At 63.9% G+C, this 19,575-nt stretch carries 17 protein-coding genes and 1 tRNA gene; 5 read left to right on the top strand and 13 right to left on the bottom strand.

Translation table 11 applies throughout. The annotated features are described in order from the left end of the window. Positions 1–67 precede the first annotated feature (67 nt). Positions 68–916, top strand: coding sequence for a transglutaminase-like domain-containing protein (locus tag RBJ75_RS02730; protein WP_044410593.1), 849 nt, complete (start codon positions 68–70; stop codon positions 914–916). A 370-nt stretch (positions 917–1,286) separates the two neighbouring features. On the opposite strand, the gene RBJ75_RS02725 is transcribed toward RBJ75_RS02730, so the two are convergent. From RBJ75_RS02725 to RBJ75_RS02705, 5 genes are all read right to left on the bottom strand, one after another. Beyond that, complete coding sequence (locus tag RBJ75_RS02725) at positions 1,287–2,417, bottom strand: carbohydrate porin (RefSeq protein ID WP_234707397.1); 1,131 nt, start codon at positions 2,415–2,417, stop codon at positions 1,287–1,289. Positions 2,418–2,879: 462 nt separating this feature from the next. Beyond that, on the bottom strand, positions 2,880–4,301 hold the full coding sequence (locus RBJ75_RS02720) for a 4Fe-4S binding protein (protein WP_276156463.1): 1,422 nt from the start codon (positions 4,299–4,301) through the stop codon (positions 2,880–2,882). Beyond that, positions 4,298–5,137, bottom strand: coding sequence for an FTR1 family protein (locus RBJ75_RS02715; protein ID WP_044414044.1), 840 nt, complete (start codon positions 5,135–5,137; stop codon positions 4,298–4,300). The genes RBJ75_RS02720 and RBJ75_RS02715 overlap by 4 nt, the downstream gene beginning before the upstream one ends. A gap of 16 nt (positions 5,138–5,153) precedes the next feature. Continuing rightward, positions 5,154–5,498 (bottom strand): cupredoxin domain-containing protein, encoded by a 345-nt coding sequence (locus tag RBJ75_RS02710; protein WP_044414047.1) that lies wholly within the window; start codon positions 5,496–5,498, stop codon positions 5,154–5,156. A 130-nt stretch (positions 5,499–5,628) separates the two neighbouring features. After that, positions 5,629–6,165, bottom strand: a complete 537-nt coding sequence (locus RBJ75_RS02705) for an iron transporter (RefSeq protein WP_044414049.1) — start codon at positions 6,163–6,165, stop codon at positions 5,629–5,631. Positions 6,166–6,640: 475 nt separating this feature from the next. Between RBJ75_RS02705 and RBJ75_RS02700 the strand changes: the two genes are divergently transcribed. Beyond that, positions 6,641–8,440 carry an SLC13 family permease gene (locus tag RBJ75_RS02700; RefSeq protein WP_044414051.1) on the top strand — a complete coding sequence of 600 codons (1,800 nt, stop codon included), beginning with the start codon at positions 6,641–6,643 and terminating at the stop codon, positions 8,438–8,440. Between the two features lie 9 nt (positions 8,441–8,449). Here the strand turns inward: RBJ75_RS02700 and RBJ75_RS02695 are convergent, their stop codons facing one another. The 3 genes from RBJ75_RS02695 to RBJ75_RS02685 form a co-directional block, all read right to left on the bottom strand. Next, complete coding sequence (locus RBJ75_RS02695) at positions 8,450–9,385, bottom strand: cation diffusion facilitator family transporter (protein ID WP_044414052.1); 936 nt, start codon at positions 9,383–9,385, stop codon at positions 8,450–8,452. 69 nt (positions 9,386–9,454) lie between these two features. Continuing rightward, positions 9,455–10,135 (bottom strand): endonuclease/exonuclease/phosphatase family protein, encoded by a 681-nt coding sequence (locus tag RBJ75_RS02690; protein WP_234707448.1) that lies wholly within the window; start codon positions 10,133–10,135, stop codon positions 9,455–9,457. Between the two features lie 20 nt (positions 10,136–10,155). Further along, positions 10,156–12,183, bottom strand: a complete 2,028-nt coding sequence (locus RBJ75_RS02685; protein ID WP_160297947.1) for a VTT domain-containing protein — start codon at positions 12,181–12,183, stop codon at positions 10,156–10,158. Positions 12,184–12,290: 107 nt separating this feature from the next. Between RBJ75_RS02685 and RBJ75_RS02680 the strand changes: the two genes are divergently transcribed. Continuing rightward, complete coding sequence (locus RBJ75_RS02680; protein ID WP_152647769.1) at positions 12,291–12,479, top strand: hypothetical protein; 189 nt, start codon at positions 12,291–12,293, stop codon at positions 12,477–12,479. 16 nt (positions 12,480–12,495) lie between these two features. Here the strand turns inward: RBJ75_RS02680 and cynS are convergent, their stop codons facing one another. The 4 genes from cynS to RBJ75_RS02660 form a co-directional block, all read right to left on the bottom strand. Then, on the bottom strand, positions 12,496–12,984 hold the full coding sequence (cynS, locus tag RBJ75_RS02675; protein WP_276156462.1) for a cyanase: 489 nt from the start codon (positions 12,982–12,984) through the stop codon (positions 12,496–12,498). Positions 12,985–13,012: 28 nt separating this feature from the next. Continuing rightward, on the bottom strand, positions 13,013–13,906 hold the full coding sequence (locus tag RBJ75_RS02670) for an ABC transporter ATP-binding protein (protein ID WP_044410730.1): 894 nt from the start codon (positions 13,904–13,906) through the stop codon (positions 13,013–13,015). A 5-nt stretch (positions 13,907–13,911) separates the two neighbouring features. After that, a complete protein-coding gene (gene ntrB, locus RBJ75_RS02665; RefSeq protein ID WP_044410720.1) occupies positions 13,912–14,751 on the bottom strand; it encodes a nitrate ABC transporter permease in 840 nt (279 codons plus the stop codon). Positions 14,752–14,836: 85 nt separating this feature from the next. Next, the gene (locus tag RBJ75_RS02660; RefSeq protein WP_044410717.1) at positions 14,837–16,222 is read right to left on the bottom strand and encodes a CmpA/NrtA family ABC transporter substrate-binding protein; all 1,386 of its coding nucleotides are present in this window, start codon (positions 16,220–16,222) and stop codon (positions 14,837–14,839) included. Positions 16,223–16,385: 163 nt separating this feature from the next. On the opposite strand from RBJ75_RS02660, the gene RBJ75_RS02655 reads away from it, so the two are divergent. Next, a complete protein-coding gene (locus tag RBJ75_RS02655; RefSeq protein WP_044410714.1) occupies positions 16,386–18,302 on the top strand; it encodes a sigma 54-interacting transcriptional regulator in 1,917 nt (638 codons plus the stop codon). 105 nt (positions 18,303–18,407) lie between these two features. Here the strand turns inward: RBJ75_RS02655 and RBJ75_RS02650 are convergent. Beyond that, positions 18,408–18,493: transfer RNA gene (locus RBJ75_RS02650), tRNA-Tyr, on the bottom strand. Positions 18,494–18,699: 206 nt separating this feature from the next. Between RBJ75_RS02650 and rlmB the strand changes: the two genes are divergently transcribed. Beyond that, positions 18,700–19,518: a 23S rRNA (guanosine(2251)-2'-O)-methyltransferase RlmB gene (gene rlmB, locus RBJ75_RS02645; protein WP_044410711.1), complete on the top strand. Its 819-nt coding sequence runs from the start codon at positions 18,700–18,702 to the stop codon at positions 19,516–19,518. The last annotated feature ends 57 nt before the right edge of the window (positions 19,519–19,575 follow it).

Below are 19,575 nucleotides of genomic sequence, written 5' to 3'. Positions count from 1 at the left end.
AGGAACAAGCTGCCCCCCTTCGCGATTATGTCTGACACATCCACTCGTTGGAATGACGGAGAGTCAGGTGAAAATTCGCGCGGGTTTCAATATCGCTTACGAGTGTTCCCAGGACACGCCAATGAACCTGCTGCTGAGCGTTCATCCCTCTCGGATGCAGCATGTCGTAGGCGAGCACCAGATTCGTTTTTCGCCAGAGGTCGCCTCGCGTGACTTTCTGGATATGTTCGGCAATGTCTGCACCCGGATCGTCGCTCCGCCCGGTCGGATCGACATCAGCAACGCGTTCCTGATCGAGGATTCCGGTCTGCCCGACGACACCGCGCCGGGCGCTCGGCAATTGCCGGTCGCGGAGCTCCCCGACGAGGCGCTGATCTATCTGCTCGGCAGCCGCTATTGCGACACCGACAAATTGTCGAATCTGGCATGGTCGATGTTCGGCGGCATCCCGACGGGCTGGGAGCGCGTGCAGGCGATCTGCGACTATGTCCACACCCGGATTCAGTTCGGCTATCAGTTCGCCCGCTCCGACCGCACCGCGTCGGAGGGCCATGCCGAGGGCATCGGCGTGTGCCGGGATTTCGCCCATCTGGCGGTGACGCTGTGCCGCTGCATGAATATTCCGGCGCGCTATTGCACCGGCTATCTCGGCGATATCGGCGTGCCGATCGATCCCGCGCCGATGGATTTTTCGGCCTGGTTCGAAGTCTATCTCGACGGTCGCTGGTACACGTTCGACGCCCGACACAACCATCCGCGGATCGGCCGGATCGTGATCGCGCGCGGCCGCGACGCCGCCGACGTCGCGATCTCCACCAGCTTCGGCTTCGCCCAGCTGGTGAAGTTCGAGGTGATCACGGAGGAGGTCAAGGACGAGGCGCCCTCCGCGACGGCACAACTTTCCAAAGTCGCCTGACTATCGAATGAGCGACCATAAAGATCCCTCGCGGCGATGACCAGATCATCCCGCGGCGTCTAGGGCAGTTACTGCCTTGATCGCGTCAATGGGCGCGATCCTGGTCGTGTGGCCGCGTTCTTGTCTGAGCATCGCCCCACAACAGTACGCCGGCAAACACAGCAAACATCACAACCACCGCGACGGACACCAGCATCGAGTCGAATGGCACGGCAACCTCCCTTTGCGCTTGATATTGCGCGTCAGGATGCCGAGGCGCCGCGGCTGCGGTTTGATCTGGATCAATCGACCGCTACTCCCTGCGCAGGCCCATAACAGCAAAGGGCGAGCCACCGGCCCGCCCTTGGTGTGTTGCGATCAAACGTCGGGTTCAGAACACGATGGTGCTGCGCACGCCGAACACGAAGGCATCCTCGACTGTCCCCAGTGAGGGATCCGCGGCATCCCGCAGCACCTTGCCGCCCGGTTTGACGATATATTGAAAATCCGGCTGCACATTCCACCACGGCGTCACCTGAGCCATGTAGCTGACCTCGATCACCGTCTCGCTGGAGCGCTGCGGGAAATATGTGCCATTGAAGGTGGCCTGAACCAGATCGGCCGCGGTGGCGTCGGAACTGATCTTGGAATGGGCGACACCAATCGTCAGGGTATCGGCGGCGCGGCCGGGCACGAAGCCCTTGAAGCCGACGCCGCCATCGATGTACCACGACACCAGATTGCGGTCCGAGGGCGTCCAGCCGCCGCGCACGAAGATGCTGGTGCTGGCCTCGCCGCCGCGCCACACCATCTGGTCGGCCACGCCGTAGAAGCCCCAATTGCCGCTGTGATTGAGGCTATCCGTTTTCAGCGCGATGGGAACGGCCGCGCCGGTCGCATCGAGCCCCCAATACTGGTCCGCAAAGGTCTTGCCGGTGTGATACCAAGCGCCGATCTTGTAGGACGCCGCAAGGCCGGTGGAATCCTTGCCCTGATTGACATTGTACTGAGCTTCGCCGAGCCACAGCGCGCCGCCATCGAGGCTGAAGGTGGTACCGTATTTGTTGCAGATCTGCGGATTCGGATTGCTGCAGTTCTTCCCGGCCGGATTGCCGCTGAACACGGCGCCAAGCAGTGCGATATTCTCGGTCGGATTGAGCTGCAACCGCGCGCCGGGCGTCGCCAGCGGATAGGCCGGACCGCCGCTGGGCAGGTTCGCCGCCATGATCGCGGCCCAACCGAAAGTGCCGTTGATCAAGCCGCCAGCAGTATTGCTGACCAGAAACTCGTCGTCGCCGGCGAGCTGGCCGAGCCGCAACGATGCGAAGGTGCCGAACTCCTGCTGGAACCAGGCTGTGAACAGCCTTGTGGTGTTATACGCGTCGATATTGCTCGGGTCTGCGATCGAGCCGGCATAGCTGGCTGCGTTGCGGTCGTTGACGCTGTGAATCTGGAAGGCGCGGATATGGGTTTTGCCGCCGGTCCAGCCCACCAGCTTTTCCAGATCGGTATTGATCGTCACGTCGAGACGACCTTCGTAAGTGGCATAGGGCCCTTTCGGCTTGACGCCGCCAGAGACGCCGAGAATTTCTCCGATATAGGCGATGCCGATCTCGATGCCCTTGGCTTCAAGCTCGGTGCGCGCCGTTCCAGGTCCCGCTCAACCTGTCGCGCTCGGCCAGACTCTTTTCCTCGGCACGGGCCGTTTCGGGCCCCATCAGCAACGTCGTCGCCAACAAGGCTGCAGTACAAACGGCAGGCGAAAGGCTATCTCTACAAAAGCTCATCATGTCCCCCATCCTCCTGCCTTGAAGTTAACAAAGCGAAAGGCCACAAACCACTGATTCCACTCGTTTTTAGAGCGGTTCCAAGAGTCCGGCCGGGCGCGTCGCACAATGGTAATTCTGCACCGCGGAACAGAAGAAAACCAAATCACCGGCCGTGGATGTGGGGGTGTAATGCGCGATTCTGCGCCACAACGCCATTACAGCGACCAGAACAACCTGGCCCACACCGCAGCACTGAGCGAGACGGCGACGAGCAACGGGACCATCGCGGCGATTCGCCGAGCTGGGGCGGCATACAGGCCGGAGATCTGCCAGCCGAGCCACAGCGACCAGGCGCCGGCGCCGATCAACATCGCCGCGCGCAGCGGCTCCACAAAGCCGAACACCAAGCCATCATTGCGCAGCAGCGACACCGTGGTCATCGACAGGCCGAGAAACACCCCGCAGGCGGCGATCGGAATGAAGCTCTGCACCAGATGGTGGAAGCGCGCGCTCGACCAGCGCCCGAGCAGCCGGGTCGACAACGCCGCGCAGGCTGCGACCGCGCCGCCGATGGCCGCCGCCATCGCCAGCAAATAGCCGATCAGCACCGCGCCATCGAGCAGCGTCATGACATCGTTGAGGTCGGGATAATTGGTCAGGACCCACCACGGCGCCGCGGTTTCGAGCGGCCACATCACGCCGTGATTGACCAGGAATTCGGCCAGCGTCTGCTTGATGTCGATATAGATTCCGCTGCTGCCCCAGTGAAACGCCCCCGCGGCGACGCCGAGCAGGCCGAACAGGATCAGCATCGATTCCATCGGCCGCGGATCATGGCCCGCGACATGGACGATCTCTTGATTCGGCGAACGCCGCGCCAGCGTCACCGCGCCGCGATAGCCGCTGCAACGCCCGCACATGTGGCAGGCGCTGCCGCCCTTCATGGTCCGGATCGGCACCAGCGGCGCGCAATTGACGAGCTGCGCCGGACCGCGGCCATGCGGCTTGGCCCAGCTGTCCCAGACCTGCGAATCGACGCGGAAATGCAGCGGCGCCAGCTTGGCGAGCACTGCGAACACCCCGGTCACTGGACACAGGAAGCGGCACCACACCCGCTTGTTGCGGCCCCACAACGCCGCGGTGGCGATTGCCGCCACGGTCGAGAAGCCGAGGATGACCAGCGCTGGCCTCGGATATTGATAGACGCTGATCATCTGGCCGTAGATCGTGGTGGCGGCGAAGGCGGCGAACGGCCAGCCCTTCCACCGGATCCAGCGCGGAATCGCCCAGCCGCGACTATGCTTGCTCACCGTCTCCGACAGCGAGCCTTCCGGGCATAGCAGGCCGCACCACATCCGGCCGACCAGCACATTGCTGAGCAGCACGAACGGCCACCACAGCCCCCAGAACACGAATTGCGCGAACAGCGTCAGATTGGTCCAGATATGCGCCGTGCGGGTCGGCAATGGCAGCAGCGTCGGCACCACCAGCAGCGTCAGATAGGCCACCACCACGCCCCATTGGGTGGCGCGGATAGCGCGCTGGTTGCGCATCAGCCAGTCGCCGATCTCACGCAGCACCGCATCGAAACCGATTTCGGAATGTGGCAGCGCCAGAACTGTTTCGGGCTCTCTCATGCGATTTTCGCCTGTGGCCGGGACCAGAACAAGGCCCAATAGATCACGCCCCAATAGGCCAAATAGGCCAGCACCTGCATCAGATCCGGCCGCGCCCGATAGCCGGTCAGCGAGCCGATCAGACCACCGACCGGGCCGTAATCCGGCAGGATCGCGGATGAATCCCACAACCGGCCCGACAGCCGCGGCAACACGCCAAGACCGATCAGATTGTCGACCCCGGTAACCAGCAGCGACGCCGCCAGAAACAGCAGCATGATCTCGGTGATTCTGAAGAACAGCTTCCACGACATGATCCGGCTGCCAAGCTGCAGCAGGTAGTAGGTCCCGATCGCCAGCAGAAAACCGCCCAGCGCCACCGCCGCCGGCGCGGCGATCGCGCCGCTGCGCGCCGCCGCCAGCGTCCCGTACAAGAACACCACGGTCTCGCTGCCCTCGCGCGCGACCGCGATCAGCGCCAGCGCGAACACGCCCCACCAGTTCGAGCGATCGGCGGCGCTCTGCAGCGAGCTCTCGATGTCGCGCTTCAGGGTGCGGCCGTGTCGGCGCATCCAGAACACCATCTGGACGATCAAGGCCGCGGCGATCAGCACCGCGGCGGTCTGGTAGCCGGTCTGCGCGTCGTCGGGCAGCGCCTCGCCGAACAGCACCAGAGCCAGGCCGAACGCCACCGAGATCAGCAGGCCGGCGCCGACGCCGGCCCACAGATACAACCTGCCGCGCGCGGCATCGACCTGCTGCCGGGTCAGCCATGCATTCAGAATGCCGATGACCAGCAGCGCCTCGACGCTCTCACGCCAGATCACGAATGCAATATTGCCGAGTTGCCCGCCCACGAATCCGCTCCGTCCGCTATTTCGCGACCAGCACCGCTGGCGGTGCATTCAAATGAAAGTCATCGAAGAAGTCATATTCGCCGGGGTCGAGCGTGCGGATCACCAGCGTTGATTTGGCGCCGGGCGCCAGCACCTTCTCCTTGCGCAGCTCCTTGCTCTCGAACTCGGCCGGTTCCTTGCCAAGATTATGCAGCTCCAGCAGGATGCGGCGGTTGGCAGGCACCTCGATGCGCAGCGGCGTCACCACGCCATCGTTGAATTCGATGCGGAACACAGGCTCCTCTTCCTCGGCACGCGCGCCAGCCGTGATCGCCAACGGCGCCGCCATCGCAAGCAACAGCAATGCCGAACGACGCGACATGCGCGCCGTTCGGCCCTCATTGTCAAACCCAATCATGCGTGTTTTTAAGCCTCGTGGTTCACGGCCTCGTGGTTTCAGAGCATTGACGGGTGGATACGATCTTTCCCGCATCCACCCGTGTTGATCTGGATCAGTAGGCGCCCTTCTTGCCGGTGCCCGCATAGGTGAATTCATATTCGACGGTGAACGGCTTGAACCAGGGCGCGACACCGGTCTCCTTGTCGACGTGACGACCGAAATGACCATCGGGCGGCGACACGTTGAACTTCAACGTGTACTTGCCCGGCCCGGCGAGCTTGACGTTGTCGCCATAATGCGGACCATCGCTGGCCACCATCGCCATCGCATCGCCCTTGATGGAATCCTTGGCGCCTTCCTTGGTGAGCTCATAGGTGACCTTCAGATAGCCGACCCAGTCGCCCTGGGCGTAGCCGTTCTTGTTGTCCTTCAGCGCCTTGATGTCGGCCTCGATGTGGATGTCGGAATCCTTGGCGTCGCGCATCATGCCGGCGGGTTCCATATCGATCGGCTGCAGATAGACCGCCGCCACCTCAAGACCGGCAGCCTCGACCTCGTGCGGCTTGCCGATCGGATATTCCTTGGCGCTGGCGACCGACACCCCTAGGGCCGCCGCAGCCCACAACGCAACCGCAATAAATCGAAACATGCCGCTTAATCCCTATGCTTGCCTGGCGCCTGAAAGCACTCCTGATGCGAGCGAACGTGCCAATGGGAACCGTTTGCGTCAATCAATCTTATTTAGAATATCAATAGGTTAGAACCTCTCAAAAGTACTGCAGCGGCAGGTTTTGAAGGTCGTCAAATACCTTTTGCGCGTTGCAGCAATACCCCCGCGTCGCAACGGCCATACGCCGAGCCGGCAACGCCGGACGGCAGCCGTCCAGGCGGCCAATCGGGCTGGGAACCGGACCAACCGCCCGAATCCGTGCTCCCGCTGTGTTCCCCGGCTTCGATGTGCATCAAAGCCTTGTGGCGGTTGGCGAACAGCCTGCAGGGCGATGCAAAGCATGGCGGCGGCGCGCGATGGTGTCCAATGCGGGCGCAACGTGGTAACTGCCCAACCGTCTTGGCGGAACTGTCTTGCCGGATGCATTGACGGACCTGTCTGAACAGAGGCGAGAATGATTTTCGGCCTATCCGAACACCAATTCGCCGCTTTCGCGATCATCATCGCGATGCTGGCGCTCTTCATCTGGGACAAGTTCCGCTACGATCTGGTCGCCACACTGTGCCTGCTAGCGGCCACGGTGCTCGGCGTGGTTCCCGCGGAGAAGGCTTTCAACGGCTTTTCCAATCCGGTCATCATCATCATCGCCTCGGTGTTGATCATCAGCAAGGCGATCTCGCGATCGGGGATTCTCAACGCCGCGATGCGTCGAATCCTGAAAGACGCCCAATCGCCATCGCTGCAGGTCGGCATCCTGACCGCCTGCGTGACGTTTCTCTCGGCTTTCATGAAGAACGTCGGCACTTTGGGAATCTTCATGCCGATCGCGGTCCAGGTGGCGCGCCGCAGCAAACGGTCGCCGTCGATCTATCTGATGCCGCTGGCGTTCGGATCGCTGATCGGCGGAACCATGACGCTGATCGGAACCTCGCCCAACCTGCTGATTTCGACGGTGCGCCAGGAACTCGGCCGCGAGCCGTTCCGACTGTTCGATTTCATGTGGGTCGGCCTGCCACTGTCCTGCATGGCGGTGGCCTTCCTCTCGGTCGGGTGGCGATTATTGCCGAAGGACCGCACCGCCGCCCCCGGATCCGAGGACGCCTTCGAGATCGACAAATACACCGCGGATCTGCGCATTCCCAAGGAGTCGCCGCTGGCCGGAAAGCGGGTCGGCGAGCTCGAGCGGTTCAACGACATCGAGGCTCTGGTCCGAGCCGTGACGCGCGAGGGCGGCAATCACTACATGCCGCACCGCAACTGGATTCTCTATCCTGACGACATCGTGACGGTGCAGGCCGAATCGGCCGCGATCAAATTGCTGACCGAACAGGGCAAGCTGCAATTCGTCGGCGCCAAGGAACTCGAGAAGAACGAGGGCAAGCGCGACGAACTGGCCGTGGTCGAGGCCATCGTGGCGGCGGATTCGATCCTGATCAACCATTCGCCGCGCTCGATCAATCTGCGCAGCACCTTCGACGTCAATCTGCTGGCGATCAGCCGCGCCGGCCACAACCGTCACCTGCATCTGCAGACGCAACGCTTCGAAGTCGGCGACGTGGTGGCGCTTCAGGGCTGGCAGAAGGAGCTGCCGGCGACGCTGACCGAACTCGGACTGCTGCCGCTGGCCGATCGCGGATTGGGGCTCGGCCAAAGCCAGCAGGGCCTGGTCTCGCTCGGCATCCTGCTGGCGGCGATGGTGCTGATCTCGACCCATCTGGTCTCGGTGCCGATCGGCTTTTTCGGCGCCGCGGTGCTGATCGTGCTGCTCAAGCAATTGTCGCTGAAAGAGGCCTATGAGTCGATCGAGGGCCCGCTGATCGTGATGCTGGCGGCGCTGATCCCGATCGGCGAAGGCCTCAAGGAGACCGGGGCGACCGACGTCATCGCCCATCTGCTCGCCGTGGCCGGCAGTCACCTGCCCGGCTATCTGGCGCTGGCGCTGATGCTGGCGGTCTCGATGCTGCTGACGCCGTTTCTGCACCACGCCGCCGCCGTGCTGGTGCTGGGGCCGGTCGCCGCGATCGTCGCTAAGTCGCTGAACTACGACATGGACCCGTTCCTGATGGCGGTGGCGCTCGGCTGCGCCTGCGACTTCCTCACCCCGATCGGGCACCAGAACAATCTGCTGGTGATGGCGCCGGGCGGCTATCGGTTCACCGACTACTGGCGGCTCGGCCTGCCGCTGTCGATCGCCGTGATCGTGGTCGGCACCTTCCTGATTCAGGCGACGTGGCCGCTGCATCCGCTGGGCTGAGCTGTCCTCTCACCCGCTGTCGCCGCTCGGGCCGGCGGCTTGCAGCCGCGGCTTAATGAAAAATGCCACCACGTCCGGACAGCTGCGCTTGATGCTTGCTTCCAGGCCGGCGAAATCCCGCTCGATGTCCACCGCGGTACTGTGGTCGACGAAGTCCAGCGTCAACGCGACCACGATCTGCTGCGGAGCGAGATGGGTCGTCAGCAATTCGTCGGCGCTGAGGATATCGGGATGCTCGCGCGCGATCCGCAGGATCGTCTCCCGCGTCGCCTTGGTGGCGGGCTCGCCCATCAACAGGCCCTTGCTCTCCCGCGCCAGATAGGCCCCGGTCGCGGCCAGCAACAGCGCGATGCCGACCGACGCGACGCCGTCGAACACCGGCGCCTCAAACTGCTCCGCGATGAAAGTGCCGGCCAGCGCGATCAGAATGCCGATCAACGCCGCCGAATCCTCGAACAGCACCATAAAGGAGGTCGGGTCCTTGCTGCGCGTCGCGGCCTCGAGGTAACCGAGATTGGGCGCGATCTTGCGAAACTCCCGAAAGGCGACGAACCAGGATCCGCCCTCGAACACCAAGGAGATGCCGAGCACGATGTAATTGATCCGGGCATCGGAGATAGCCACCGGATTCAGGATATGCGCGATGCCTTCATAGAGCGACACCCCGGCGCCGATCGAGAAGATCAGCAATGCAACGATGAAGCTCCAGAAATAAAGCTCGCGGCCATAGCCGAGCGGATGTTCGGCATCCGCGGGCTTAGCCGCGCGGTGCAGCCCGTACAGCAACAGCAATTCGTTGCCGGTATCGACCAGCGAGTGCACCCCCTCGCTGAGCATCGCCGAACTGCCGGTCCACGCCGCGGCGAATAATTTGGTGATGGCGATCAGCAGGTTTCCCACCAGCGCCGCATAAATCACTTTTTTAGAGGACGCTTGCGCCGACATTTTGGGCTCCTGAAATGATCAAATCCAATAGGCCGACACCCGAGGGGCCGGCCGCACGACGAAGACGGTTCAAACAATAGCGGGTTGCGGATCGAGGCGGATATCGGCAATCACCGGCAGATGGTCCGACAGTACGCGCGCCGCCGGATCGACGCGACTGGCCAGCAGGCGAATGCCGCAACCATAGATGCGGTCGAGCTTCAGCAGCGGGAAACGCGATGGAAAGGTCCTGTTGCGGGTGCGAATCCGCAGGCGTTGCGCCAGCACACCGCGCACCGAATTGATCCAGAACCAGTCGTTCAAATCGCCGATCACCACCGCCGGGTGATCGGCCGCCTCGGCCAGCCGCAACAGGCTGCCGGCCTGCTGGCGCCGCTCGCGAATGCTCAGACCCAGATGGGTCGCGACCACCCGCAGCGGTCCGCGCGGGGTCAGGATGTCGGCGCTGATGGCGCGGCGCGGCTCACGCTCGCCGAAGGAGATGTCGTTGACGATCGGCGTGCGCGCCCAGGGCCAGCGGCTGATCAGCATCTGGCCATAATCGCCATCGGCGGTGACGATCGACAATGCGCCGATGCTGCTGCCGCCGAGCGCGCTTTGCAGCCGGTCGAACGGGTTCTCGTCGCGGCTGCGCGAATCGATCTCCTGAATGGCGATGATGTCGGGCGACCATTTTTGAATGAGCGCGATCACCCCCGGCAGGTCGAAGCCGGGATTGAGAGTGAAGGTGCCGTGCACGTTCCACGTCATCAGTCTGATCGAGCGTGCCGTCATGCGCGCCGACGGCGGCTGAACCAGGTCACCACGAACTGCGCCGCGAACGAGATTGCGATCCACGCCGCCGCGCTGGCGGCGAGGATGCCGATATTGATCCAGCTCGGCCGCGTCAGCAGATCGACCAGTTGCGATCCGAACGCCGTCATCGCGATCAGGCCGGGCGCCATGCCCAGCAGCGTGCCCAACAGAAAATCCGAAAACTTGATGCCGCTGGCGCCCGCCGCGAGATTCACCAAAGAGAACGGCGCCACCGGCACCATCCGGATCAGCACCACCGAGACGATGCCATTGCCCTTGATCGCCCCGGTAAAGCGGTCGAGCCGGTCTCCGATCAGCGAGCGAACCGGCTCCATGCCCATCGCGCGGCCGATCAAGTAAATGATCGAGGCGCTGCACAAGGCACCCATGGTCGCCGAACCGAGACCGATCCAGGGGCCGAGCGCGGCGCTGGTCGCCGCAATCAACACCGTGACCGGAAACAATAGAAAACCGCCGACGACAAACAGCGCCACCACCACCAGCGGCGCGATCGGATTGCCCTGCAGCGATTCGATGGTCTGCGACAGCCAGTCGAAATTCACATAATCGTACAGCGGCGTGAAGCGCCAGCCCAGGGCCAGGGCGGCAATCGCCGCCACCAGACCGGCCAGTTTCAGCGACGCCGACAGCGTGGTCGAGGCGGTCGAGGACAATTCCAGCGGGCGGCTTGGGTCGGCAATCGGCTCCATCATGCCGGAGAGTTCGGCCGGATCCGGGATGCCGTCATCGACCTCCTCCAGGCTGTGTCCGTTGCCCGTCAGTTCGGTCACCGCCAACAGCGAGCGGGCACGCGACAACGTTTCGGCGACATCCTCGGCGCTGACGCCACAATGAATGCCGATCAGCCTGTTGCGGATCTGCGCGATGGCGCGGCGCTGCGGCGCGTCGTCGGCCTCGATCACCAGATCGCATTCCGAATCGGCGCCCATCGACCGGTTATTGAGATTTGCCGAGCCGACCCGCAAATAGCGATCGTCGACGATCATCAGTTTGGCATGGACCATCACGGCCGCCTCGGCGCCGCCATCCTGCACCCGCGGATAGAGCAACCGCACCCGGTCCAGCAACCCCGCCGCCGCAAAGGCTCGGATGAATTCCAGCCGCCCGTTGCGCATCGCCCGCGCCTCGATCCAGGACGCATGCGTCTTCGGCCCGATCATCAGCAGTTCGAGCGCGGGACGCGCCTGCATCCGCTCCACCAGTCGCCGGGCAATGCCCTCGGCGCTGAGAAACTGGTTTTCGATGTAGATCGTGTGCTCCGCGCCGTCGATCATGTCGAAATAGAGCTGCTCCACCTCGCGGACTTCGGCGCTGGCGTCGAGCGCCGGCTCGGTGCGCGAAATTCCGATCTCCACATCCTCGAAGTCCGGCGACACGCCGTCGGGCCACCGGTCCAGCGCAGGGCCGAGCGGCGGCGCTGCTCCGGCCGCGCTGCGGGCCCAGCGTTCCCGCGCCAGTTCGGCGATGCTGCGGGCGGCGTCGCCGTCCACCGCCATCTGCAGGTCATGGAACGGCGGATAGGCGACCCCGTTCGGATCGACGCGATGATGGTTCTCCAAAGCATGCGCATCGGTGTCCCAGCGTCGGATCGTGAGATCGCAGCCGCCGACGAAGGCGACGCTGTCGTCGACCACGGCGATCTTCTGATGCTGGGCGGAGCCGAGCGGCAGGCAGGTGTCGCGGCGCAGGATCAGCCGATCCAGATTGCCAGCGCCGAAGCCATGGGCCAGGAACCATTCGCGCTCGCCCGCATAGATGATCGGCGCCTCCCAGACCAGAATGTGGATCCGCAAGGACGGCCGGCGCTGCAGCAGGGCCTGAAGGAATTCGCCGAGTCTATCCGGAAAGCCGTCATCGGCCTGCCCGCTGGAATCGACCAGCCTGGTCGCGCTGTGCAGGTCCCAACCGACCAGAAACACCGTGTTTTCGGCCGCTAGCAGCGATGTCCGCAACGCTCCATAATAGGCGGCGCCGTCGATCAACAGCGCCGCGCGTCGGGCTGGGGCCCGTCGCCATAGAGAATTCTGAGTTCGCATTCACACGCCTGACGTTACCGATGGTTCGATCCCCGGAACCATGAAACGCCTGATTGGCCGATTGGTTCGTCCTGCGCGCCGACGAAGAACTCCAGAAAAAAGTGGCCGCAGAGCGTCAATTCGTGAGCTGCGATTCGGTTTCTGCCGTTTGTCGGGGTCAGTTCGCGCAGCCTGCCACCCGGTTACGAAACAATGCCGTGGCGACCGGCCGGGCGCTATCCGGCATCAACGATGCCGCATAGCGCCCGGGACGCGCGCTTATTCTTCCTTCAACCCCAGCGCCAGATTGTTGCCGGTGGCGCCGTAATATTTGAACGGCAGGAATTTGCCCGACATCGAGATCTTGACGCGGTCGCCCTTGGGATCTGCGAGCCGCTCCAGCGCCATGTCGAAATCGATCGCCGACATGATGCCGTCGCCGAATTCCTCCTCGATCAGCGCCTTCCAGGCCGGGCCGTTGACCATGATCAACTCGTAGAGCCGATAGATCAAAGGATCGGTCGGCGGCATCGCTACGCCCTCGCCGCGCATCGGCACTTCATTGAGCATCGCGGCCTCGGATTTCGTCAGCCCGAACAGCTCGGCTGCCTTGGCGGCCTGCGGCTTGGTCAGCTTCATCTGGCCGAGGCAGGCGCCGACGATCAGGACATCGGAGAATCCGCCGATCTGCTCGCAGATGTGCTTCCAGCTCCAGCCATTGTCGCGCTTGATGTCGAGCAGTTTTTCGGTGAGGTCGCTTCGCTTCATGGGTCGCTCCTGGGGGTCGAACAGAAAATCATCGGCGCGCGGTCGCCGGCGCGGCGGCGGGCACCAGCGCAGGCTCGGCCGGCTGCGGCCGCACCACCGGCACTCGGCGCGGATCGTGGTCCGGCGTCTCGGCGGTGAAGGTCTTGCTGCGCGTCACCAGGAAATCGACGATATGGTTGCGCAGCGCGTAGTAGGACGGGTGTCGGTGCAGGTCGATCCGGGCGCGATCCTTCGGCAGCGGATTCTCCACCACCTCGGCCAGCACCGCGCCGGGGCCGTTGGTCATCAGGAAAATCTTGTCGGCCAGATACATCGCCTCATCGACGTCGTGCGTAATCATGAAGGTGGTCTGCCCGGTCTCCAGACAAATGCGCCGGACCTCGTCCTGCAGCGAGCCGCGGGTCAGCGCGTCGAGCGCCGAGAACGGCTCGTCCATCAGCATCATCTTCGGCGTGATCGACAGCGCCCGCGCAATGCCGACGCGCTGCTTCATGCCGCCACTCAGTTCCGACGGCCGCTTGTGCTCGGCGCCGGTGAGCCCGACCAGATCGATGAAGCTCTGGGCGTGGGCCTTGACCTTGGCCTTGTCCCAGTGCCGCCATTTCGAGGTCACCGCATAGGCGACGTTGCCCATCACGGTGCGCCACGGCAGCAGCGCATGGCTTTGGAAGATCACCGCGCGGTCGAGGCTGGTGCCTTCGATCGCCTGGCTGTCGACGATCACGGTGCCCTCGCTCGGCTGATCAAGTCCGGCCAGGATATTGAGCACCGTGGTCTTGCCGCAGCCCGAATGGCCGATCACGCAGCCGAACTCACCACGCTGCATCGACAGCCACAGATTTTCGAACACCGAGATCTCGCCGCCATCGGCGCCGGGGTAGCGCTTGGCGATGCCCTCGATCGATATGAACTTCTCGGTCATCGCGCTCACTCCGGAAACGTCACCATGCGGGTGAACCGCGCGAGGATCTGGTCGAGCAGCATGCCGACCACTCCGATCACCAGGATCGCGATGATCACATTGGTGATCGAGAGATTGTTCCATTCATTCCACACGAAGTAGCCGATGCCGGTGCCGCCGACCAGCATCTCGGCGGCGACGATCACCAGCCAGGCGATGCCGATCGAGATCCGCATCCCGGTGAGGATGGTCGGCGCGGCAGCGGGCAGGATCACCGTGAAGGCGCGGCGCAGATGGCCGACCTCCAAGGTCCGCGCCACATTGATCCACTCTTTGCGCACCGCGGCGACACCGAACGCGGTGTTGAGCAGCATCGGCCACACCGAGCAGATGAAGATCACGAAGATCGCCGACTGGTTTGAATCCTTGATGGTGTAGAGCGCCAGCGGCATCCAGGCGAGCGGCGAGATCGGCTTCAGCACCTGGATGAACGGATCGAGCGCCTTGTTGATCAGCGGCGACATCCCGATCAGGAAGCCGAGCGGGATCGCCACCGCGACCGCCAGCAGATAGCCGAGCGCGACCCGCGCGATCGAATAGCCGATCTGAATGCCGATGCCCTTGTCGTTCGGCCCCTTGTCGTAGAACGGATTCTTGAGGTGTTCCCACAATTTCGCGCCGACCTCGAGCGGACCCGGCATCGCCGATTTGCCCTGCGTCGCGGTCGCGCCCATCAGCGCCGCGTATTCCGGACTCATCTCGGCGACCGCGCCGGTGCCTCGGGTCGCGATGTGCCAGACGCCGATGAAGGCGAGGAAGATCGCAATCGAGACGACCGCGGCGCGGACGCGAAGAGAACTGGTCATCAATTGTCTCCACCCAGGCGAGATCTCGCAACCTTCGACCACCCCCGAAGGGGAAGGTCGAAGGACTTGACCGGCGTCGTCGTGATCACGATGCCTTCTTGATCTTGAAGCTGGCGAGGTATTCCTCCGGCTTGGTGCCGTCGAACGACTTGCCCATCACCGAAAACGACTTGGTGGTGGCGGTCGGCGGCGTCAGACCGGCCTCCTTCATCAGCTTGGCGGTGTCGGTGGCGAGATAGACCTGAGAGGCGATGCCCGCATAGTCGATGTCGCCCTTGACCTGCCCCCAGCGCTTCATCTGGGTCATGATCCAGACCGCGAAGGACTGCCACGGGAACGGATCGAAATCGATCCGGTTCGGCTGCTTGACGATGTTGCCGAGCCCGTCGGCGAAGGTGCCGGTGAGGATCTGCTCCAGCACGATCGGCGGCTGGTTCAGATAATTCGCCGGCGCGATGGCCGCGGCGATCTGCTTGCGGTTCTCGGGCTTATGGGCAAAGGCCGTGGCCTCGATGATCGATTTCAGCAGCGCCCCATAGGTGTTCGGCATCGTGGTGACGAATTCCTGCGAGGCGGCAAAAGCGCAGCACGGATGGCCATCCCAGATATCCTTGGTCAGGATATGGATGAAGCCGACACCGTCATAGACCGCACGCTGGTTCATCGGGTCGGGCGCGAGATAGCCGTCGATGTTGTCGGCGCGCAGATTGGCGACCATTTCGGGCGGCGGCACCGCGCGGATCTGAACGTCGACGTCGGGATCGATGCCGTGCTCGGCCAGATAGTAGCGCAGCAGATAGTTGTGCATCGAATAGTCGAACGGCACCGCGAATTTGAAGCCCTTCCAGTCCTTCGGATCGCGCTTGTCCTTGTGCTTCATCGCCAGCGTGATCGCCTGGCCATTGATGTTTTCCACCGCCGGCATGGTGTAGGGGATCGGATTGGATCCCACTCCCATGCTGATGGCGATCGGCATCGGCGACAGCATGTGCGCCGCGTCATATTCCTTGTTGATGGTCTTGTCGCGCACCACCGCCCAGCCCGCGGTTTTGATGACATCAACGTTGAGGCCGTATTTCTCATAAAATCCCATCGGCTTCGCCATGATGATCGGCGTCGCGCAGGTGATCGGGATGAAGCCGACCTTGAGGTCCTTCTTTTCCAGTGGCCCGCCTTCGGCAAAGGCTTCGGTGGCGGATTTCAACGGGAAGAACTGCGACACCGCGGCCAGCGCGGTCGCGGCCCCAACGGATTTCAGGAATGCCCGACGAGTGGCATCATGCGGAAACATCGCCCGCATCACCGCGGACGCCACCACGCCCTGATAGCGTGTCTGCTCGCTCTCGAGCGCTGCCTGGGCCTGCAGCTGCGTGGAAGCCTGGTGCTCGGCCTCGCTGGCATGGTGGCCGCAGCTGCAGCCCGATGCGTGAAGTCGTCGATCTGGGTCGAACGGGTTATCGAATGTGGACATGATCCCTCCTGCCTGACGCGATACCGTCAAAACGCAAGGACCGTGCCAGCAGCCTGGCGGCGAACTTGGCCAATTGCCGCAGCGCTTGGCGCAAATTTGCTGATTACGAAATTTCGTAATATACGAAATCTCGTAACCCGATTACGAAATCTCGGAGCGCACGATGGATCTGTCCGGCCCGGCCGCCCTCGACGCCGATGCCGTCTTGCGCGCGGCGGCGTTCGACGCCGCGGTCGAGCCCGCGCTGCTGCTCGATCCGGGCGCCGACCGGATCGTCGACGCCAATCACGCCGCCTGCGCCCTTCTGGGCGCCGATCGTGCCGTGCTGCGCCAGACCAGGATCAGCGCGCTGCATGACGGCCAGATCCCGGCGCTGATCGTGTTCACCCAGGCGGTGCAGGCCAAGCGGGCCTATTGGACTCATGCGCTGACGCCGCGCCACGCCAATGGCACCAAGCTCAGGGTCGAATATGCCGGCTCGATGGTGGCGCATGACGGCCGCGATCTCGTGCTGCTGATGATGAGCGACCTCGAGCAGCGAAGGCGCCGCTTGGTCGATGCCGCCGCCGAGGATTACATGCGCAGCGGACTCGCCACCTGGCAGCGGGTCGAGCGCGTCTTCCAGGATATCGAGCGGGAAAATCAGCTGATCCTGCGCGCCGCCGGCGAAGGCATCTATGGCGTCAACGCCGAGGGCAAGACCACCTTCGTCAATCCGGCGGCAGAGCGGATCCTGGGCTGGTCCGCCGAGGAACTGGTCGGCCAGGAGATGCACGCCATGGTGCATCACAGCCACCATGACGGGCGGCATTATCCGGGCCAGGATTGCCCGATCTATGCGGCGTTTCGCGACGGCGCGATCCACAATGTCGATGGCGAGGTGTTCTGGCGCAAGGACGGTTCGGCGGCCTGGGTCGAGTACACCTCGACGCCGATCCGCGACCGCGGCATCGTGGTCGGCGCGGTGGTGGTGTTTCGCGACGTCAGCCAGCGCCACGAGGCCGACGAGAAGCTGCACGCCGCGCTCGCCGAGGTCGACCGGCTGAGCGAGCGGTTGCAACTGGAGAACGCCTATCTGCAGGAAGAAATCCGGATCGAGACCAACCCGCGCGGCATCATCGGCCAATCCGAGGCGATTCAGAAGACGCTGCAGCAGGTCACGCTGGTGGCGCCGACCACCGCGGCAGTGATGATCACCGGCGAATCCGGCACCGGCAAGGAATTGATCGCCCGCGCCATCCACGAGGCCTCCGCGCGCCGCGACCGGCCGCTGATCCGAGTCAATTGCGCGGCGATCCCGCGTGAATTGTTCGAAAGCGAGTTTTTCGGCCACGCCCGCGGCGCCTTCACCGGGGCGGTGCGCGACCGCATCGGCCGGTTTGAGCTCGCCGACGGCGGCACGCTGTTTCTCGACGAGGTCGGCGAGATCCCGCTGGAGCTGCAGGGCAAGCTGCTGCGGGTGCTCCAGGAGGGCAATTTCGAGCGCGTCGGCGAGGAACGCACCCGCAAGGTCGACGTCCGGCTGATCGCCGCCACCAATCGCAATCTCAAGCAGGAGGTCGCCCGCGGGCGGTTTCGCGAGGATCTGTATTTCCGGCTTAACGTGTTTCCGATCGAATCGGTGCCGCTACGCGAGCGCCGCGAGGACATTCCGTTACTGGCACAGCACTTTCTCTCCAGCGAGAACAAGGAGCTGAAATCCGGGCTGCGGCTGTCGCAGGGCGATGCGCGCAGATTGGCGCGCTACGACTGGCCCGGCAATGTGCGCGAGCTGCAGAACGTCATCGAGCGCGCCACCATTCTGGCCCAGAACGGGCGGCTGCGGATCGATCTGCCCGAGACGCCCGGCGGCCATCCGGCGCCGGGCACAAACCGTCACAAGGGCGACGCCGCGCCCGCGGTGATGACGGTGTCGGAGCTGCGCGATCTGGAACGCGCCAACATCCTGGCGGCGCTGCGCGCGTGCAAAGGCAAGGTGTTCGGCGACGACGGAGCTGCGGCGATGCTCGACATCAAGCCGACCACGCTGGCATCGCGGATCAAGGCGCTCGGGATTGCCGCGCCCCGCCCGACGCACTGATCCGCCACGCCGATGTCGCCCGTTCGGTCATACCGCCGAAAACGACCTCAAAAACCGGGACCCCGAAGGGCATATAGCTAGTGAAATCAGATCGCCGGGGAAGATTGGTGGGGGAAGAAGGACTCGAACCTTCGAAGTCATAAGACGGCTGATTTACAGTCAGCTCCCTTTGCCACTCGGGACACTCCCCCGCTCGACGCCGCCAGCCCCTGTCCATCCTGAAGATGTTGAAAAGGTCGGTTGGCGCAAAAGCGAGCCCGCACGCGGGCATCCAATCAAGCGGGGTTATGGGCGAAGCCGGACCCCAAAGTCAACCAATCCCGGACGAATATCCGGGGCCGTTGGTCGCACGAGCAATGAAATTGCCATTGTTCCGGCCGCATGGGACAAGCAACCCATGAGTCCACGAGATCGAAATCCCCATTTTGCCCGGCGCGACGGCAAAGACCGCGGCAAATCGCCCGGTTTTGCCCGCCGTCCCGGCCCGCGCGAGCCCGCCGACGGCCCGGTGATTCTGTATGGCTGGCACACCGTGGCGGCGGCGCTGGGCAATCCCCGGCGCAAGATCCTCAAGCTGTTCCTCACCGAGAACGCCGCGCGGCGGCTGGCCGACGAAAAAATCGACACCAGGGTCACGCCGGAGCTGGTGCGGCCGAGCCTGATCGACCAGCGGCTCGGGCCCGATGCGGTGCATCAGGGCCTGCTCGCCGAGGTCGAACCGCTCGACGCGCCCGATATCGCAGACCTGCCGTCGGACGGCATCGTGCTGGTGCTCGACCAGATCACCGATCCGCACAATGTCGGGGCGATCATGCGCTCGGCGGCGGCGTTCGCCGTCAAGGCGATCGTCACCACCGCGCGCCACAGCCCGGAGGCCACCGGGGTTCTGGCGAAATCCGCCTCCGGCGCGCTGGAACTGGTGCCGCTGGTGCTGGTGCCGAATCTGGCGCGGGCGCTGACCGACCTCAACGACCGCGGCTTCCTCACCGTCGGGCTCGACAGCGAAGGCGGCGACGATCTCGGCGCCGTGGCGCTGCGCCAGCCGCTGGCGCTGGTGCTGGGCGCCGAGGGCAAGGGGCTGCGGCAATTGACCCGGCAGACCTGCAATGTGGTGGCGCGGCTCGACATGCCGGGCGAGATCAAGAGCCTGAACGTCTCCAATGCCGCGGTGCTGGCGCTCTATATCGGCGCCAGCCGGCTCGGCCTGATGGGCTAGCGCCCACTCAACCCAACAGCAAACGCCCGCTCGCATCGCTGCGAACGGGCGCCACAG

The organism is Rhodopseudomonas sp. BAL398 (assembly GCF_033001325.1).
GTDB lineage: Bacteria > Pseudomonadota > Alphaproteobacteria > Rhizobiales > Xanthobacteraceae > JARJEH01.
This window is presented reverse-complemented; position numbering and strand designations above follow the sequence as displayed.

What these genes read in the sequence shown, in the direction of transcription:
- RBJ75_RS02720 (WP_276156463.1), bottom strand. Translation starts at nt 4,301, where the DNA reads ATGAGAGAGCCCGAAACAGTTCTGGCGCTGCCACATTCCGAAATCGGT.
- RBJ75_RS02710 (WP_044414047.1), bottom strand. Translation starts at nt 5,498, where the DNA reads ATGTCGCGTCGTTCGGCATTGCTGTTGCTTGCGATGGCGGCGCCGTTG.
- RBJ75_RS02705 (WP_044414049.1), bottom strand. Translation starts at nt 6,165, where the DNA reads ATGTTTCGATTTATTGCGGTTGCGTTGTGGGCTGCGGCGGCCCTAGGG.
- RBJ75_RS02700 (WP_044414051.1), top strand. Translation starts at nt 6,641, where the DNA reads ATGATTTTCGGCCTATCCGAACACCAATTCGCCGCTTTCGCGATCATC.
- RBJ75_RS02695 (WP_044414052.1), bottom strand. Translation starts at nt 9,385, where the DNA reads ATGTCGGCGCAAGCGTCCTCTAAAAAAGTGATTTATGCGGCGCTGGTG.
- RBJ75_RS02690 (WP_234707448.1), bottom strand. Translation starts at nt 10,135, where the DNA reads ATGACGTGGAACGTGCACGGCACCTTCACTCTCAATCCCGGCTTCGAC.
- cynS (WP_276156462.1), bottom strand. Translation starts at nt 12,984, where the DNA reads ATGAAGCGAAGCGACCTCACCGAAAAACTGCTCGACATCAAGCGCGAC.
- RBJ75_RS02670 (WP_044410730.1), bottom strand. Translation starts at nt 13,906, where the DNA reads ATGACCGAGAAGTTCATATCGATCGAGGGCATCGCCAAGCGCTACCCC.
- ntrB (WP_044410720.1), bottom strand. Translation starts at nt 14,751, where the DNA reads ATGACCAGTTCTCTTCGCGTCCGCGCCGCGGTCGTCTCGATTGCGATC.
- RBJ75_RS02660 (WP_044410717.1), bottom strand. Translation starts at nt 16,222, where the DNA reads ATGTCCACATTCGATAACCCGTTCGACCCAGATCGACGACTTCACGCA.
- RBJ75_RS02655 (WP_044410714.1), top strand. Translation starts at nt 16,386, where the DNA reads ATGGATCTGTCCGGCCCGGCCGCCCTCGACGCCGATGCCGTCTTGCGC.
- rlmB (WP_044410711.1), top strand. Translation starts at nt 18,700, where the DNA reads ATGAGTCCACGAGATCGAAATCCCCATTTTGCCCGGCGCGACGGCAAA.